At 63.6% G+C, this 16019-nt stretch carries 13 protein-coding genes; 8 read left to right on the top strand and 5 right to left on the bottom strand.

The window, feature by feature from the left end; translation table 11 throughout:
• The first annotated feature begins 9 nt into the window (after window positions 1-9).
• Window positions 10-2409, top strand: coding sequence for a TonB-dependent receptor (locus RGM2987_RS18450; RefSeq protein WP_245143990.1), 2400 nt, complete (start codon window positions 10-12; stop codon window positions 2407-2409).
• A gap of 201 nt (window positions 2410-2610) precedes the next feature.
• On the opposite strand, the gene RGM2987_RS18445 is transcribed toward RGM2987_RS18450, so the two are convergent.
• Window positions 2611-3762 carry an MFS transporter gene (locus RGM2987_RS18445; protein WP_245143988.1) on the bottom strand — a complete coding sequence of 384 codons (1152 nt, stop codon included), beginning with the start codon at window positions 3760-3762 and terminating at the stop codon, window positions 2611-2613.
• A 278-nt stretch (window positions 3763-4040) separates the two neighbouring features.
• On the opposite strand from RGM2987_RS18445, the gene RGM2987_RS18440 reads away from it, so the two are divergent.
• On the top strand, window positions 4041-5036 hold the full coding sequence (locus RGM2987_RS18440; RefSeq protein ID WP_245143986.1) for a diaminopimelate epimerase: 996 nt from the start codon (window positions 4041-4043) through the stop codon (window positions 5034-5036).
• 189 nt (window positions 5037-5225) lie between these two features.
• On the opposite strand, the gene codA is transcribed toward RGM2987_RS18440, so the two are convergent.
• The 4 genes from codA to RGM2987_RS18420 all read right to left on the bottom strand — a co-directional run bounded on the left by codA (window position 5226) and on the right by RGM2987_RS18420 (window position 9204).
• Window positions 5226-6473 (bottom strand): cytosine deaminase, encoded by a 1248-nt coding sequence (gene codA, locus RGM2987_RS18435; RefSeq protein WP_245143983.1) that lies wholly within the window; start codon window positions 6471-6473, stop codon window positions 5226-5228.
• A gap of 130 nt (window positions 6474-6603) precedes the next feature.
• A complete protein-coding gene (locus RGM2987_RS18430; RefSeq protein ID WP_245143979.1) occupies window positions 6604-7455 on the bottom strand; it encodes an alpha/beta hydrolase in 852 nt (283 codons plus the stop codon).
• Window positions 7456-7684: 229 nt separating this feature from the next.
• Window positions 7685-8041 (bottom strand): 6-carboxytetrahydropterin synthase QueD, encoded by a 357-nt coding sequence (gene queD, locus RGM2987_RS18425; RefSeq protein WP_003203918.1) that lies wholly within the window; start codon window positions 8039-8041, stop codon window positions 7685-7687.
• Window positions 8042-8124: 83 nt separating this feature from the next.
• Window positions 8125-9204, bottom strand: a complete 1080-nt coding sequence (locus RGM2987_RS18420; RefSeq protein ID WP_245143977.1) for a patatin-like phospholipase family protein — start codon at window positions 9202-9204, stop codon at window positions 8125-8127.
• Window positions 9205-9448: 244 nt separating this feature from the next.
• Between RGM2987_RS18420 and RGM2987_RS18415 the strand changes: the two genes are divergently transcribed.
• The 6 genes from RGM2987_RS18415 to RGM2987_RS18390 all read left to right on the top strand — a co-directional run bounded on the left by RGM2987_RS18415 (window position 9449) and on the right by RGM2987_RS18390 (window position 15771).
• A complete protein-coding gene (locus RGM2987_RS18415) occupies window positions 9449-9757 on the top strand; it encodes a PepSY domain-containing protein (protein ID WP_245143975.1) in 309 nt (102 codons plus the stop codon).
• Entirely contained in the window at window positions 9757-10068 is a 312-nt protein-coding gene (locus tag RGM2987_RS18410; RefSeq protein WP_215002713.1) for a PepSY domain-containing protein, read from the top strand. The genes RGM2987_RS18415 and RGM2987_RS18410 overlap by 1 nt, the downstream gene beginning before the upstream one ends.
• On the top strand, window positions 10068-10736 hold the full coding sequence (locus RGM2987_RS18405; RefSeq protein ID WP_245143973.1) for a response regulator transcription factor: 669 nt from the start codon (window positions 10068-10070) through the stop codon (window positions 10734-10736). Before RGM2987_RS18410 ends, RGM2987_RS18405 begins: the two co-directional genes overlap by 1 nt.
• A 10-nt stretch (window positions 10737-10746) precedes the next feature.
• A complete protein-coding gene (locus RGM2987_RS18400) occupies window positions 10747-12060 on the top strand; it encodes a sensor histidine kinase (RefSeq protein WP_245143970.1) in 1314 nt (437 codons plus the stop codon).
• Between the two features lie 456 nt (window positions 12061-12516).
• The gene (locus tag RGM2987_RS18395; RefSeq protein WP_245144010.1) at window positions 12517-13833 is read left to right on the top strand and encodes a Na+/H+ antiporter NhaC family protein; all 1317 of its coding nucleotides are present in this window, start codon (window positions 12517-12519) and stop codon (window positions 13831-13833) included.
• Between the two features lie 258 nt (window positions 13834-14091).
• Window positions 14092-15771 carry a methyl-accepting chemotaxis protein gene (locus RGM2987_RS18390; RefSeq protein ID WP_245143967.1) on the top strand — a complete coding sequence of 560 codons (1680 nt, stop codon included), beginning with the start codon at window positions 14092-14094 and terminating at the stop codon, window positions 15769-15771.
• Window positions 15772-16019 lie beyond the last annotated feature (248 nt).

Below are 16019 nucleotides of genomic sequence, written 5' to 3'. Positions count from 1 at the left end.
AGGTTCGACGTGAAGACCCCCGCCAAAAACAACAACCGTACCGCCGCACGCTGGTTGCCCCTGGCCCTGACCCTGGCCGCCACCTCCATTCACATCCAGGCGCAGCCGCTGGGCCAGGCCCTGAGCCAACTGGGGCAGCAGACCTCGTTGCAGGTGTTCTTCAGTCCCGAACTGGTGGCCGGCAAGCAGGCGCCAGCGGTGGACGGCAACCTGTCTGCCGAAGCGGCCCTGCGCCAATTGCTCCAGGGCAGCGGGCTGCAGTACCAGATCGACGAGGGTTCGGTCACCGTGGTGCCGGCGCCAACGGCGGCCAGCAGTGGCCCAATGGAGCTGGGCGCGACTGAAATCCAGGTGGTCGGCGACTGGCTCGGCGACGCCAACGCCGAGGTGGTACAGAACCATCCCGGCGCGCGCACGGTGATCCGCCGCGAAGCGATGCAGGAGCAGGGCGCGATGAATGTCGGCGATGTGCTGCGGCGTGTACCGGGCGTACAGGTGCAGGACGCCAACGGTACCGGTGGCAGCGACATCTCCCTGAACGTTGGCGTGCGCGGCCTCACCTCGCGCCTGTCGCCGCGTTCCACGGTGTTGATCGATGGCGTACCGGCGGCCTTCGCGCCGTATGGCCAGCCGCAGCTGTCCATGGCGCCGATTTCCTCGGGCAACCTGGACAGCATCGACGTGGTCCGTGGCGCCGGCTCCGTGCGCTACGGGCCGCAGAACGTCGGCGGGGTGATCAACTTCGTGACCCGCGCCATCCCGGAGAAAGCCACCGGTGAAATCCGCACCACCCTGGAAACCTCCCAGCGCGGCGGCTGGAAACACATCGACACGGCCTTTCTCGGCGGCACCGCCGACAATGGCCTGGGCGTGGCGCTGTTGTACTCAGGCGTCAACGGCAACGGTTATCGCAAGAGCAACAACGGCAACGACATCGACGACGTCATCCTCAAGACCCACTGGGCGCCCACCGAGGTCGATGATTTCTCGCTGAACTTCCACTATTACGACGCCAAGGCCGACATGCCCGGTGGCTTGACCCAGAAGCAGTTCGACGCCGACCCGTACCAGTCCGACCGCGATTGGGACAACTTCAGCGGCCGACGCAAGGACGTGTCGTTCAAGTGGCTGCGACAGATCGACGACCGCACCCAGGCCGAAGTGCTGACCTATTACTCCGACAGCTACCGGGGCAGCACCATTGCTTCGCGGGACCAACGCAACCTGGTGTCCTACCCGCGCACCTATTACACCTTCGGCATCGAGCCGCGAGTGTCCCATGTGTTCGACCTGGGCCCGACCACCCAAGAGGCCAGCGTCGGTTACCGCTACCTCAAGGAAGGCATGCACGAAGAGGCCAGCCGCCTGGCGTTGCGCGATAACCAACCGGTGGTGCGTCCAGGCGCCGACGGCCACGTCTATCAGGACCGTACCGGCGGCACTGAAGCCCACGCGGTGTATATCGACGACAAAATCGATGTGGGCAAATGGACCATCACCCCAGGCCTACGCTTCGAAAGCATCAGCACCGAATGGCACGACCGCCCGGTCCTCGATACCACGGGCCGCCCTGTGCAGGAAAAACGTCGCAGCATCGACAGCAATGAGCCGCTGCCGGCCCTGAGCGTGATGTATCACCTGTCCGACGCCTGGAAACTGTTCGCCAACTACGAGACCTCGTTTGGCAGCCTGCAATACTTCCAGCTCGGCCAGGGCGGCGACGGTAACAACACCGCCAACGGCCTGAGCCCGGAAAAGGCCAAGACCTACGAGATCGGTACGCGTTACAACGATGACGTGTGGGGCGGTGAAGTGACGCTGTTCTACATCGATTTCGACGACGAGTTGCAGTACATCAGCAATGACGTGGGCTGGACCAACATGGGGGCGACCAAGCACCAGGGTCTGGAAGCGTCGGTGCACTACGACATGGCTGCGCTGGACCCACGCCTCGAAGGCTTGACTGCCAGTGCGGGGTTCACCTACACCCGTGCGACCTATGAAGGCCAGATCCCCAGCTTCAAGGGACGGGACCTGCCGTTCTATTCACGCCAGGTGGCCAACCTGGGCTTGCGCTACGAGGTCAACCGCTGGACCTACAACCTCGACGCCTTCGCCCAGTCCAAGCAACGCTCACCCGGTAACAGCGTGAACGCCGATGGCAGCTTCAGCGGCGACTACATCACCGACGGCAGTGCCGACGGGCAGTACGGCGACATGCCGGGCTACGTGTTGTGGAACGTACGCGGCGGCTATGACTTCGGTGAGCAATTGTCGAACCTGAAAGTCGGTGCCGGGGTGAAGAACCTGTTCGATCACCAGTACTACACCCGTTCGAGCGACAACAACTCGGGCATCTATGTCGGTGCACCGCGTACGTTCTTCGTGCAGGCGAGTGTGGGGTTCTGATAGGAGTTGAACCGCAACCCTGGAGAAAACTCTGGGGATAGCCCATAACGCTGAGGATGAATACAAACCCGTGGCGAGGGAGCTCGCTCCCGCCGGGTCGCGAAGCGGCCCCAAAACCTGCTGAATCGCGACCACTGGCTCACGACTGCTTCGCAGCCGAGCGGGAGCAAGCTCCCTCGCCACAGGGGGATTGTGCAGGGCTCAGACCTTGAGCACTTTCCCGCTGGCTGCCACTGCCACCAGCGCCAATGCCAGCAGTCCAAAGGCCACGCTCAAACTGCTGCCATGGGCCACGAACCCGATCAATGCCGGGCCGGCCAGGATGCCGGCATAACCGATGGTGGTAATGGCCGGCACGGCGATGGCCTCTGGCATCAGTGTCTGCTTGCCGACTGCGGTGTACAGCACCGGCACGATGTTCGAACAACCGGCCCCCACCAGCGCATACCCCAGCAATGCCGCTTGCCACATCGGCGCCAGGGTCGCCAGCAGGAATCCTGTCGCCGCAAGGGCCCCGCCGTAGATGATGATGCGTTTGGGCCCCAGGCGACGCACCACCGAGTCGCCCGTCAGCCGGCCCACCGTCATGGTCAGCGCGAACGCGGCATAACCCAATCCGGCGTAGGCGGTCGCAACGCCACGCTCGCTGGTCAGGAACACTGCGCTCCAATCCAGCACGGCGCCTTCGCCCAGGAACACGATGAAACACAGGATGCCGATAAACAGCACCACACCGTGGGGAATGGCAAACGCCGGGCCCGAGCTTTCGCTGCCATAGGGCAGCAGATGCGGCGCGGCCTTGAGCAGCGCCACCAGCAGCAGCGCGTTGACCACCAGCGTCGCCCCCAACGGCGAAAGGCCCAGGCCAAGCAGGGCGCTGACGCCGGCCGCGCCAATGATCCCGCCGAGGCTGAACATACCATGGAACCCCGACATCATGGTCTTGCCACTGGCCCGTTCGACGATCACCGCTTGCAGGTTCACGGTCGAATCCACGGTGCCGAGCCCGGCGCCGAATAGAAATAGCGCGGCGACCAGCCAGGGAAACGTCGTCATCGTTGCCAGCAGCGGCAGCGCCAGGCAAATCAGGATCGTGCCGCCGCTGAGCACCCGTCGGCAGCCGAACCGCGCCGCCAGTGCGCCGGAAATCGGCATCGCCAGAATCGACCCTACGCCCAGGCACAACAACAGCAGGCCAAGGGTGCCTTCATCCAGGTTCGCCCGCACCTTGGCATACGGCACCAACGGTGCCCAGGCGGCAATGCCGACTCCGGCGATGAGATAGGCGATGCGGGTGGACATCTGTTCCAGGCGTCCGGGGACAAAGGTCGGCGGGGGGGTAATGGCGGTCATGCAGCGTCCTTGGTTTCGTGCGGTTCGGTGAGGCGGGTGGCGGTCTATGCTTGCATATCCACTGACCGCACCGCGACCCCAAGGTGCCAGCCATATGATGCCTGGCGCGAACCTGTGGGAGCGAGCCTGCTCGCGAAAGCGGCGGGTCAGTCAGCATTGATGGCGGCTGACACACCGCTTTCGCGAGCAAGCCCGCTCCCACATTGAACAAGCTTTGCTCGTGTAGGCCGGGTCAGCATACAGTGCCGGCTTTCGCTGGCGGATCCGGGGTCTGGTTGATGACGCAGTTTTATGATGCACGGGGCAATATCTATGGCGTGGTTTCTCCCCAACAGGTCCGTGACCAGGGGATCGACCTGGCGTCATCAGCCGCTTTGGCCGCACAGCTGCGCGAATCCTGGGCCGAGGCCGCCGTGCATGCCTTTTGCAGTTGGGCACCGGGCGAAGCGCCACCGGGCGCCAAGGCCCATCGTAGCGACGGCCTGCTGATCGGGCCTTTCCAGAGCGAACCGCCATTCGATCTGTTGATCGTCAACACCGATGGCACCCTGGCCGAACGCAGCGGCAACGGCCTGACGATTTTCTCCCAGGCACTGCATGAGCAAGGCTTGATGCCGGACGATGGTGAGTGCGTGTTGCAGGTTCATCATGACAAGCGCAACGGCGTGTCGCCGCTGCAAACCTCGGTTCGTGCCGCTGAGTTCGAGGGGGCGCCAGGCTTCTGGCTGAACCTGGGGCAACCGCGGTTCGGGCCGCAGGCCGTTGCGGCTCAAGCGGTGGAAAACGTGCGTTTCAACCAGCGCGAAGTCAGCCGAGTGGCCGTGCTTCAGGCGTTAAACCCGGCCTGGGGCCACAGCCAATTCGTGAATATCGGCAACCCGCATTGCGTGACCTTGGTGGACGGCGCCGATGCACTGCCGGGCAACGCACAGATGCGCGACTCGGCGCTTTCTGAAAGCCTGACCCGCATCGCCTATGCCGCACCCGGTGGCGCCGGGATTCCGTGCCCGGCAGGGGTGAACCTGCAATGGGCCTGGCTTGAAGCCGAAGGGCGAATCGCTGCGCGGGTGTTCGAGCGGGGCGAAGGGCCGACTGCTTCCTCGGGCACCAGTGCCAGCGCCGTGGCCTGCGCTGCCTGGCGCGTCGGTTGGGTAAAAGCCGGGCCGGTGAGTGTGGTGATGCCCGGTGGTACGGCGCCGATCCTGTTGCAGGAGCAGGGTGGAGAGTTGGTGCGGGTGAGTTTGTTTGGGGCAGCCAGAGCCATGCCTGAATAGTGAGGTGAGGCTGGTGGCCTCTTCGCGAGCAAGCCCGCTCCCACAATGGATCTTCAGTGTCCACGAATCTGAAGTGCAACACTGAACCCTTGTGGGAGCGGGCTTGCTCGCGAAGGCGGCACATCCAACATCCGTGTAATAGGACCGATGCTATCGCGAGCAAGCTCGCTCCCACAGGGGCGTTGGAAATCAGTCCAACTGCGCCCCGAATTCCACCACCGGCATCTGTCGCTTCATCAGCACCTCGCCATTGCGAATCGAATACAGCGGCAAGCCCTGGCTGCGGATCATTTCGTAATCGCTGTCCGCCGACAGGATCAGCAGATTCGCCGGACGTCCGGGCTCCAGCCCATAGCGCTCGCCCAGGGCCAGGGCCTTGGCGCTGTTGTCGGTGACCAGATCGAGGGCGCTTTGCAGGTTGCGGTAGCCCAGCATGTGGCAGATGTGCAGCCCGGCTTCCAGTACTCGCAGGATGTTGCCATTCCCCAAGGGATACCACGGGTCGACGATGGAATCCTGGCCGAAGCAGACATTCATTCCCGCCTCGAGCAATTCATTGACCCGGGTCACGCCGCGGCGCTTGGGGAAGTTGTCGAAGCGCCCTTGCAGGTGAATGCTTTCGGTCGGGCAGGACACGAAGCTGATGCCCGAATGCCCGAGCAGGCGGAACAGCTTGGCGCAGTAGGCGTTGTCGTAGGAGCCCATGGCCGTGGTGTGGCTGGCGGTGACGCGGGCGCCCATGTCGCGGCTGCGGGCCTCTTCTGCGAGCACTTCGAGAAAGCGCGAGTGCGGGTCATCGGTTTCGTCGCAATGTACATCCACCAGGCAGCCGGTGCGTTCGGCCAGGTCCATCAGGAACTTCACCGAGCTGATGCCCTGGTCGCGGGTGTACTCGAAATGCGGGATACCACCCACCACGTCGGCGCCCATGCGGATCGCTTCCTCCATCAGCTCGCGGCCGTTGCGATAGGACTCGATGCCTTCCTGGGGAAACGCGACGATCTGCATGTCGACCAGATGGCGGCTCTGCTCGCGCACTTCGAGCATTGCCTTGAGTGCGGTGAGCTCGGGGTCGGTCACGTCGACATGGGTGCGCACATGCTGGATGCCGTGGGCGGCCAGGGCCTGGAGGGTTTTCCTGGCGCGGGTCCGGGTGTCTTCCTCGGTGATGGTGGCCTTGCGTTCGCCCCAGCACTCGATGCCTTCGAACAGCGTGCCGCTCATGTTCCAGCGCGGCTCGCCGGCGGTGAGAGTGGCGTCCAGGTGGATGTGCGGCTCGACGAAGGGCGGCACCACCAGGTTGCCGCCGGCATCGAGATCCTCCGGGCCAAGGCTCGGGGCCTCGGTCTGGCGGGCGATGCTGGCGATCAGGCCGTTTTCCAGGTGCAGCTCATGCAAGCCTTCGCGGTTGCGCAGGCGGGCGTTGATGATGTGCATCAGGCGAGTCCCTTTCAGAGGTCTTGGAGTGGCGCGTCAACGGAGCGAGCCCCCATGGTCCCGATCAATAGCACATACGTCAGTGAGTGGCGAGCACCCTTTGCGGCAGCACAGCGCGTGCTCGCGAGGGTCAGTCCGGCGTCCCGGATACCGGGGTGTCCGCATGGGCGCTTACATACCGCAACACCGCCGCCACGATCGCCTCCGGCGCGTCTTCCTGGACCAGATGCCCGGCGTTGGGGATGGGCAGAAAACGTGCGCCTGGAATCAACTGTTGCAGGGCCCGGCCGCGTTCGACGGGGATCCACTGGTCGTTCTCGCCCCAGAGAATCTGCGTCGGGCAACGTACGCTGGGGTACAGGCCCTCGACCTCACGTGTGTAACGCTCGTCCATCTGCGCGATCTGCCGATAGAACGCCGCCTGGCCTGTCTCGCCGAGCCAGGGCTGGACGTAAGGTGCCAGTTCCTGGTCCGGGATGTCCCGTTGGATCGCACCGCGGATATAGGTCGGCACGATGGCGCGCTGGATGTAATCGGGCAGGCCGCTGAAGGCCGTTTCATGTTGGCGAACGTGCAGCACGAAAGGCGAGCCCCAGGGCGATAGCGCCACCGGGTCGATCAGCGTCAGACTGCGGTAGTGTCTGCCATCGAGCAAATGTGCGCGCAGTGCGGTGGCGCCGCCAAAGTCATGGGCCACCACATCCGGGCAGTCCAGGCCCCAATACGCCAGCAACTGCGCGAGCAATTGGTTCTGCACGCCGAGGGACACATCGGTATCGGGTTGAGCCGATTGTCCATAACCCAACAGGTCGAAGTAATGCACCCGGTGAGTGGAAAAGAAGAGCGGGGCGATCCGGTGCCACACGTAGGACGAGAAGGGCGTTCCGTGGACAAAAACCAGCGGCGGCCCGTCACCTCGGATGGCGTAGCGAATGGAATGCCCGTTGAAGTCGTATACCTGATCCAGCAGCCAGTTGGTCATGGTCGATGCTCCACCGAGAAGGTTCAGGGGGGAGAGCATAGGCCAATGCAGGATGGCGGGAGAACACCGTTGTGGCGAGGGAGCTTGCTCCCGCTGGGCTGCGCAGCAGCCCCAAGACAGCCAACTTGTTTCGTCTGGTACACCGAGGTGGCAGGTTTAGGGCCACTTCGCAGCCCAGCGGGGATAAATCCCCTCGCCACAAGAGACAGGTACAGGCCCAGGTGAAGAGTTATTCGCCGTGATAGATGCAACCGCTGGTGCAGGTTTCATGGATGCGAATGGCGCTGAGTTCCGGCAGCAACGGCTTCAACTCGTTCCAGATCCATTTGGCGAGGACTTCGCTGGTGGGGTTTTCCAGGCCGGGAATGTCGTTGAGGTAGTTGTGGTCCAGGCGCTCGTAGAGCGGCTTGAAGATCGCCTTGATCTCCGAGAAATCGCGGATCCAGCCGGTGTGCGGGTCGATGTCGCCACTCAGGTGGATCGCCACCTTGAATGAGTGACCGTGCAGGCGCCCGCACTTGTGGCCGTCCGGCACGTGGGGCAGGCGGTGGGCGGATTCGAAGGTAAACTCTTTGAAGATTTCCACAGGTTCAGGCTCTTTAAGGTAACGGTCGCGAGGCAGGCGGCGCAGTTTATCAGTTTGATCCTCGCGGTGCGCGAGCGTGCTGACTAAAGGGTCAGCAAACGCTCGCCCAGGCCACCATTGGCTGCCAGTTCCAGGAACTCGTCACCGAGTCGCTGGCTCTCGTCCATCGCTGTGCGCCAGTATTTGCGGCGGCTCGGGTCATCACCCATGAAGCGCTTGAAGTCGTTACGGTCCGGCAGCTTGCCGTAGGGCAGGCGTGCCAGGTATTCCCTTGAGGGCGCCAACAAGAGCACATCCTGCAAGCGTTCGACATTGCCCTTGCGCCACGGCAGGCCCTTGTCGAACCAGCCGGGAATGACCCGGTCGGTGAAGTGCGGGTAGAGCACGATGTCCTCGCCGCTGTAGGGCAGGTCGAGGTGATAGTCCAGCAAGCCGCCGTCGCGGTACGTACCGGCGCCGGCGCCCGGCAGGTCGCGCACGCCTTCCATGACCATCGGGATCGAGCCGGACGCCAGCAAGGCCTGGCGCAGGTTGCTGGCTTGCAACGGCACGAAGCGCGACGGAAAGTCGTTCAATGGATGCAGCGGGGGGGCCAGGCGCGGGTCGTGGATGATCAGCCGCTCGAAATGCCGCGACAGCCGCGCGCGGCCACGCAGGTTGTCGGCAATCACCGATGACAGGCCCAAGGCCAGCCGCCCGCGATGGTCAAGAGCCAGCGGGCCGTGGCTCTTGACCACCATGATATTGAGCCGGTAATGCGGGTTATCGAGGATCAAGCTGTCGCGGCCTTCGAGCAAGTCATCGAGCATGCGCTGCGAACTTTGCGTGACCCCGGCCATGGTCACGCCTTTGGCAAAGCTTTGCTCGTTGTACAAGGTGCCCAGGCGCCGGATGCCCTCGGCCGCGTCCGGCAGGCAGGCACTGGCGAAGCGCCAGGAACCCACCGAGGCGCCGATCAGTGAACGCTCCCGGGGCGCGGCGGGCAGCCATTCACCGAACAGCGCCAGGTCCAGGCCCTGGATGCCCAGCGCCTTGGGACCGCCGGCGGCACCCGGCAGGATGCCGACATCGGCCGCGCTCAAGCCGGCCCGGCGGATCCGCGCGAACGCACGGGGGCCGGCCTTGAGGGTGAGGGCAGGGAACTTGATGTGGATGGCAGTCATACCGGTCTCGTGGCGTGAGCAAGCAAAGGATTATAGCGACACACTCTATCTGTGGGAGCGGGCTTGCTCGCGAATGGGGTGGGACAGCTTGCATCGATGTTGGATGTACTGACGCCTTCGCGAGCAAGCCCGCTCCCACAAGAATTCGCCCAGCTTGATCCAGGTTACATGATGGCAATTCAGTTTCAGTTAAGTTCGCACCGATAAAGTGCGTCCGATGCACATTATAAGAAGGAGACAATCCGTGAACCCTTTGACTGCCGTTTTCATCGCGACCTTCATGACCGTATGCGCTGGCCTGGCCCAGGCGCGGGACCTCAGCGCCGACGAGTCCCGCAAGCTGCAAGACGCTGGTACCATCCTGGCCTTTGAAAAACTCGACGCCGCCGCCCTGGCCCAACACCCGGGCGCCACGGTCACCGATGCCGAGCTGGAAGAGGAGTACGGCAAGTACATTTACCAGGTTGAGCTGCGCGATGCCGAGGGTATCGACTGGGATCTGGAATTGGACGCCGTTACCGGCAAGGTACTCAAGAATCATCAGGATACGTAATGAAGCTTAATTTACGCGCCCGCAGCCGCTGGGCGCTGGCGCTGCTGGCGTTCTGTTCGGTGGTGATGGCCCGGGACCTGGACCAGGACGAAGCCCTGCAACTTCGCCAGCAGGGTGTGATCCTGCCGCTGGAACACCTGCTGCAACAGGCGCTGGATCGCCATCCCGGTGCCAAGCTGCTGGAGGCCGAGCTGGAAGAAAAGCACGGCGTCTATATTTATGAGGTCGAGCTGCTGGACACCGACGGCGTCGTGCGCGAGCTGGACCTGGAGGCCGCGACCGGCCGTCTACTCAAAGATAAGGAAGACTGATGCGCCTGCTTCTGGTGGAAGACCACGTGCCCCTGGCCGACGAACTGATGGCCGGCCTGACACGACAGGGGTACGCCGTCGATTGGCTCGCCGATGGACGCGACGCGGTGTATCAAGGCAGCAGCGAGCCCTACGACCTGATCATCCTCGACCTTGGGCTGCCGGGGGTGCCGGGGCTCGACGTGCTGGCCCAATGGCGTGCCGGTGGCCTGGCGACGCCGGTGCTGATCCTGACCGCCCGTGGCTCCTGGGCCGAGCGCATCGAAGGCCTCAAGGCCGGGGCCGATGATTACCTGACCAAACCCTTTCACCCCGAGGAGCTGCACCTGCGGGTCCAGGCATTGTTGCGGCGCTCCCATGGCCAGTTCAACCAGCCGACGCTGCAAGCGGCCGGGCTGCACCTGGATGAAGGTCGCCAATGTGTGGTCCGTGACGGCGCGGACATCCAGCTGACCGCCGCCGAATTTCGCCTGCTGCGCTATTTCATGCTGCACCCCGAGCAGATCCTTTCCAAAAGCCATCTCGCCGAACACCTGTACGACGGTGAAACCGAGCGCGATTCCAATGTGCTGGAAGTCCACGTCAATCACCTGCGGCGCAAGCTGGGTCGCAGCGTGATCGAAACCCGTCGCGGCCAGGGTTACCTGTTCGGCGGGCAAGCCCAGTGAGTGACCTCCTGTGAGGTCCATCCAGCGCCGCCTCAGCCTGGGCCTGATCGGTGTGATGGTGGTGGTCGGCCTGGTCCTGGCGCAGACCAGCCTGTGGTTGTTCGAGCTGGGTTTGCAGCGTTACCTGGAAGCCGGGCTGCGCAACGACAGCGAGAACCTGCTGGTGGCCCTGGTACGCGGCCCGCAAGGCTTGCAGCTGGACGAGCGGCGCTTGTCGCCGGCCTATCAGCGGCCGTTTTCCGGGCATTATTTCCGGATTGATTTTGCCGATGCCCATTGGCGCTCGCGCTCGCTGTGGGACCAGGAATTGCCGCGCCTCGACCATCCGGGCCTGCACAGCAACCTGCAACTGGGGCCTGACGGGCAGAAGCTGCTGGTGCTGCGTACCGACTATCGGCGTCTGGGCCAGGCGATTTCCATCAGCGTGGCCCAGGACTACACGCCGGTGCGTGACAGTTTCCGGCGGATGCAGCAGATCGGCCTTGGCCTGGGGCTGGCAGGGCTGTTGCTGATCCTGTTGCTGCAACGGATCACCGTGCGCCGCGCCTTGCGCCCGCTGGATCGGGCTCGGGAGCAGATCGCGCAGTTGCAACGCGGGCAGCGTTCGCAACTCGATGAACAGGTTCCGCGGGAGCTGGAGCCGCTGGTGGCGCAGATCAACCATCTGCTGGCCCACACCGAGGACAGCCTCAAGCGTTCGCGCAACGCCCTGGGCAACCTGGGCCATGCCTTGAAAACCCCGCTGGCGGTGCTGCAAAGCCTGGCGTCGAACGAGAAGCTCGATCCGTATCCCGAGTTGCGCAAGTTGATGCTCGATCAGCTGGAGCAGGTCCGGCAACGACTGAACCGTGAACTCAACCGCGCACGCCTGTCCGGCGATGCCTTGCCGGGCGCGCACCTGGACTGTGACCTCGAGCTGCCGGGGCTGCTGGCGACGCTGAACATGATCCATGGCGAGCACTTGCAACTGAGCTACGTCGCTCCGCCGGGCCTGCACTTGCCCTGGGATCGCGAGGATTTGCTGGAACTGTTGGGCAACCTGCTGGACAACGCCTGTAAATGGGCCGACGCCGAGGTGCGGCTGACCCTGACCGAGACGCCCGCGGGTTTCAGCCTGGCTGTGGAGGACGATGGCCCGGGCATCCCCGAGGATCGCCGCGACCAGGTGTTCAGCCGCGGCACGCGCCTGGATGAACAGACCGATGGGCATGGCCTGGGGCTGGGCATTGTGCGGGACATCGTCGACACCTGGGGCGGTACCTTGGCCTTGCACGACAGCGAGTGGGGCGGACTCAAGGTGATGATTGAACTGCCCAAGCGCTGACCACCCACATGAGCTGCGGTTGGCCTAGAGGAGCGAATGACTACTCGGGCTAGCGCACTAACCCCGTGGCGAGGGAGCTTGCTCCCGCTGGACTGCGAAGCAGGCCCAAAACCAGCCCGCGGTTTCCCAGACACACCGCGTCAGCTGGGTCTGCGACTGCTTCGCAGCCGAGCGGGAGCAAGCTCCCTCGCCACAAGGGACTTGTTACCGCCTCAGTATCCGGGACACACACCAAAACCTGTGGGAGCGGGCTTGCTCGCGATAGCGGTGGGTCAGTCACTCTCGATGCTGGCTGATCTGACGCTATCGCGAGCAAGCTCGCTCCCATAGATATAGTGCTGACAACAAACCTTGCGAAAACCCGCCGCATGGCGCTTGCAGCTTGCGGCCGCTTGCTGCAAAGTCGCGCCCTTTTTGTCCGGTGGCTTTCCATCGCTGTGCTTTGAGGTAACGATGATAAATGCAGTAATTGCCGCGGTTGGCGTCATGCTGGTGCTGAGCCTGTCCCGCGTGCATGTGGTAATCGCGCTGATCATTGGCGCGTTGGTGGGTGGTTTGCTGGGTGGACTGGGGATCGAGGCGACGCTCAAGGCGTTCAACGCCGGCCTTGGTGGCGGGGCGACGGTAGCGTTGTCCTATGCCTTGCTGGGTGCTTTCGCGGTGGCGATTGCCAAGTCCGGCATGGCCCACGCCCTGGCGGACAAAGCCCTGGCGATGGTGGACCGCCAGGATGCCGCTGGCGGCTCCGGCGTCAAATGGGTGCTGATTGGCTTGCTGGGAACTGTCGCGGTCGCCTCACAGAATGTCTTGCCGATCCACATCGCCTTCATCCCGCTGCTGGTACCGCCGCTGCTCTACGTGCTGACCAAGCTGCAGCTGGATCGCCGGTTGATCGCCTGTGTCATGACCTTCGGCCTGATCACTCCCTACATGTTCCTGCCGGTGGGCTTCGGCAATATCTTCCTCAACGAAATCCTGCTGGCCAACATCGCCCGCAGCGGCGTGGACGTCAGTGGCATCAACGTCACCCACGCCATGGGCATCCCTGCACTGGGCATGGTGTTCGGCCTGCTGCTGTCATTGTTCAGCTACCGCAGGAAACGCGTCTACGACCTGAAGAAAATCGCCCGGGTCGAGCAAGTGGCGGTGCGCTACAACCCAATGAGCCTGATGGTGGCCGGGCTTGCCGTGGCGGCGGCGTTCGCGGTGCAACTGCTGGTGGATTCGATGATCATCGGCGCCCTGGTCGGCTTCCTGATCTTCTCGCTGTCGGGGGTGGTGCGCTGGCGCGAGACCGACGACCTGTTCACCGAAGGCATGAAGATGATGGCGATGATCGGCTTCATCATGATCGCCGCCTCGGGGTTCGCCGAAGTGATGAAGGCCACCGGTGAAGTCCAGAGCCTGGTGGAAGCTTCCGCCGGCTGGATCGGCCACAACAAGGGCATCGGCGCGCTGCTGATGTTGCTGGTGGGCCTGCTGGTGACCATGGGCATCGGCTCATCGTTCTCCACGGTGCCGATCCTGGCGACGATCTTCGTGCCGCTGTGCCTGCAACTGGGCTTCAGTCCACTGGCGATCGTCTGCATTGTCGGCACCGCCGGCGCCCTGGGCGATGCCGGCTCGCCCGCCTCGGACTCGACCCTGGGCCCGACCTCCGGCCTGAACATCGACGGCCAGCACCACCATATCTGGGACACCGTGGTCCCGACTTTCATCCACTACAACCTACCGCTGCTGGCGTTTGGTTGGGTGGCGGCGATGGTGTTGTAAGGATATTCAAAAAGACTCCAGGACCGAGTCGAACCCTTCGCGAGCAAGCCCGCTCCCACGAAAGATCTGCTGTGAACACAGAATATGTGACTGCCAGCAATCCAGTGTGGGAGCGGGCTTGCTCGCGAAGAGGCCATTGAGTCCAGTGACAAAGCTGTGGACCACTCGCGCCAGTTATCTCACCTTGTCCTACAGTTTTGCCGTGCGATGCCGTTAATACAGCTAACCACGCCAATAACACCTACAAGAGTGAACAGCATGCGCCTGAGCCTGAAGGCTAAAGTCTTGTCCCTGGCAGTACTGCCCGTATTGCTGTCCGCCGTGATCATCAGCCTGACCACGGCTTTCATCTTGAAGGAGCAGGCCAGCAACGAGGTTCAGCAGACTCGCGAGCGGCTGCTTGCCGAGGCCAAGGCCACGCTGCAGAACTACGTGGCGGTGGGGCTCACGGCCATCAAGCCACTGTACGATGCCGCGGCTCCCGGCGATAAAGCAGCGCGGGCCGAGGCGATCAAGCTGCTGTCCAGTGTCAGCTATGGCAAGGACGGTTACTTCTTCGGCTACGACTCCGAAACCGTGCGCCTGTTCAAGGCTAACAGCCCGGACGGCGTGGGCAAGAGCTTCAAGGACAACCGCGACCCGAACGGTGTCTACGTCAACCGTGACCTGGTGAAAGTCGCCAAGGACGGGACCCACTATCTCGAATACAGCTCGCCGTTGCCCAACAGCCAGGAACTGGTGCCCAAGCTTGGTTACACCGAATACCTGTCCAAGTGGGACATGGCGGTGGGCAGTTCGGTCAACCTGGACGGCATCGAAGCCCAGGTGGCGCTGGTGGAAGCCAAGGTCCATGAGCGGGTGCAAGGCGTGATATTGAGCATTGTCGGGATCGCCGCCGTGGTGTTGCTGGTGATTGCGGTGGTGGGCTTGCTGCTCGCCAATACCATCCTGCGGCCGCTGCACCTGATGAAAGACAACCTGGATGACATCGCGGCGGGCGAGGGCGACCTGACCCGGCGTCTGGCGATCACCAGCCAGGACGAACTCGGTCAGCTGGCCGGTTCGTTCAACCGCTTCGTCGACAAGATCCATGGCCTGGTACGCCAGATCACCGACATGACCTCGCAACTGACCGGGCTGGTGACGCAAGTCTCCGAACAGGCCCAACGCTCCGAGCAGGCCATGGAGCGCCAGCGCCACGAAACCGATCAGGTCGCCACGGCGATCAACGAAATGTCCTCGGCCGCCCAGGAAGTCGCTCGCAGTGCCCAGGGCGCTGCGGTTGCTGCCCAGCAGACCGATGAGGAAGGCCAGTCCGCCAAGCGCGTGGTGGCCGGCAGCATCCAGCAGATTCATGCGTTGGTGAATGACATCCGCAGCAGCGGCGTGTCCCTGGACAGCCTGCAACAGGACGTGGCTTCGATTGTCAGCGTGCTGGGGGTGATTCGTTCGATTGCCGAGCAGACCAACCTGCTGGCCTTGAACGCCGCCATCGAGGCCGCGCGGGCCGGGGAAGCGGGGCGTGGGTTTGCGGTGGTGGCCGATGAAGTGCGGGCGCTGGCCAGCCGGACCCAGCAAAGTACCCAGGAAATCCAGGGCATGATCGACCGCCTGCAATCGGGCACCCATGCTGCCGTAGAAGCGATGCGCCGCTCCAGTGAGGCCGGCGATGGCACCTCGGTGCGCGCCAACGAGGCGGGCGCGTCCCTGGACACCATGGCGCAGCTGATCGGCACCATCAACTCGATGAACGCCCAGATCGCCAGCGCCGCCGAGGAACAGACCGCCGTGGCCGAGGAAATCAACCGCAGCGTGCACCAGATCGCCGTGGCGGTGGACAGCGTCGCCGACGAAACCCAACTCGGCGCCCAGACTTCCCGCAGCCTGAACGAACTGGGCCAGCGCCTGGGCAAACTGGTGGGGCAGTTCCGCATCTGACCCAGGCGGTGCGGCAGGAGCTGCCGAAGGCTGCGATCTTTCGCTCCTCGATCCAGATGTATCGCCTGGGCAACCGGGCCCTATCGGGAGCGGAGGATCGCAGCCTTCGGCAGTTTTGCCGCGATCCAAAGGCCGCACCGGCCCCCTGTGGGAGCGGGCTTGCTCGCGAAAGCGGTGTGTCAGAAGTGAATATATTGCCTGACACACCGCATTCGCGAGCAAGCCCACACAAGGACTGGCGGTGGCGG

It is taken from the genome of Pseudomonas sp. RGM2987, from assembly GCF_022952855.1.
In the GTDB taxonomy this organism is placed as follows: domain Bacteria; phylum Pseudomonadota; class Gammaproteobacteria; order Pseudomonadales; family Pseudomonadaceae; genus Aquipseudomonas.
The sequence above is the reverse complement of the archived record's forward strand: the minus strand, read 5'-3'. Positions and strand labels throughout refer to the sequence as shown.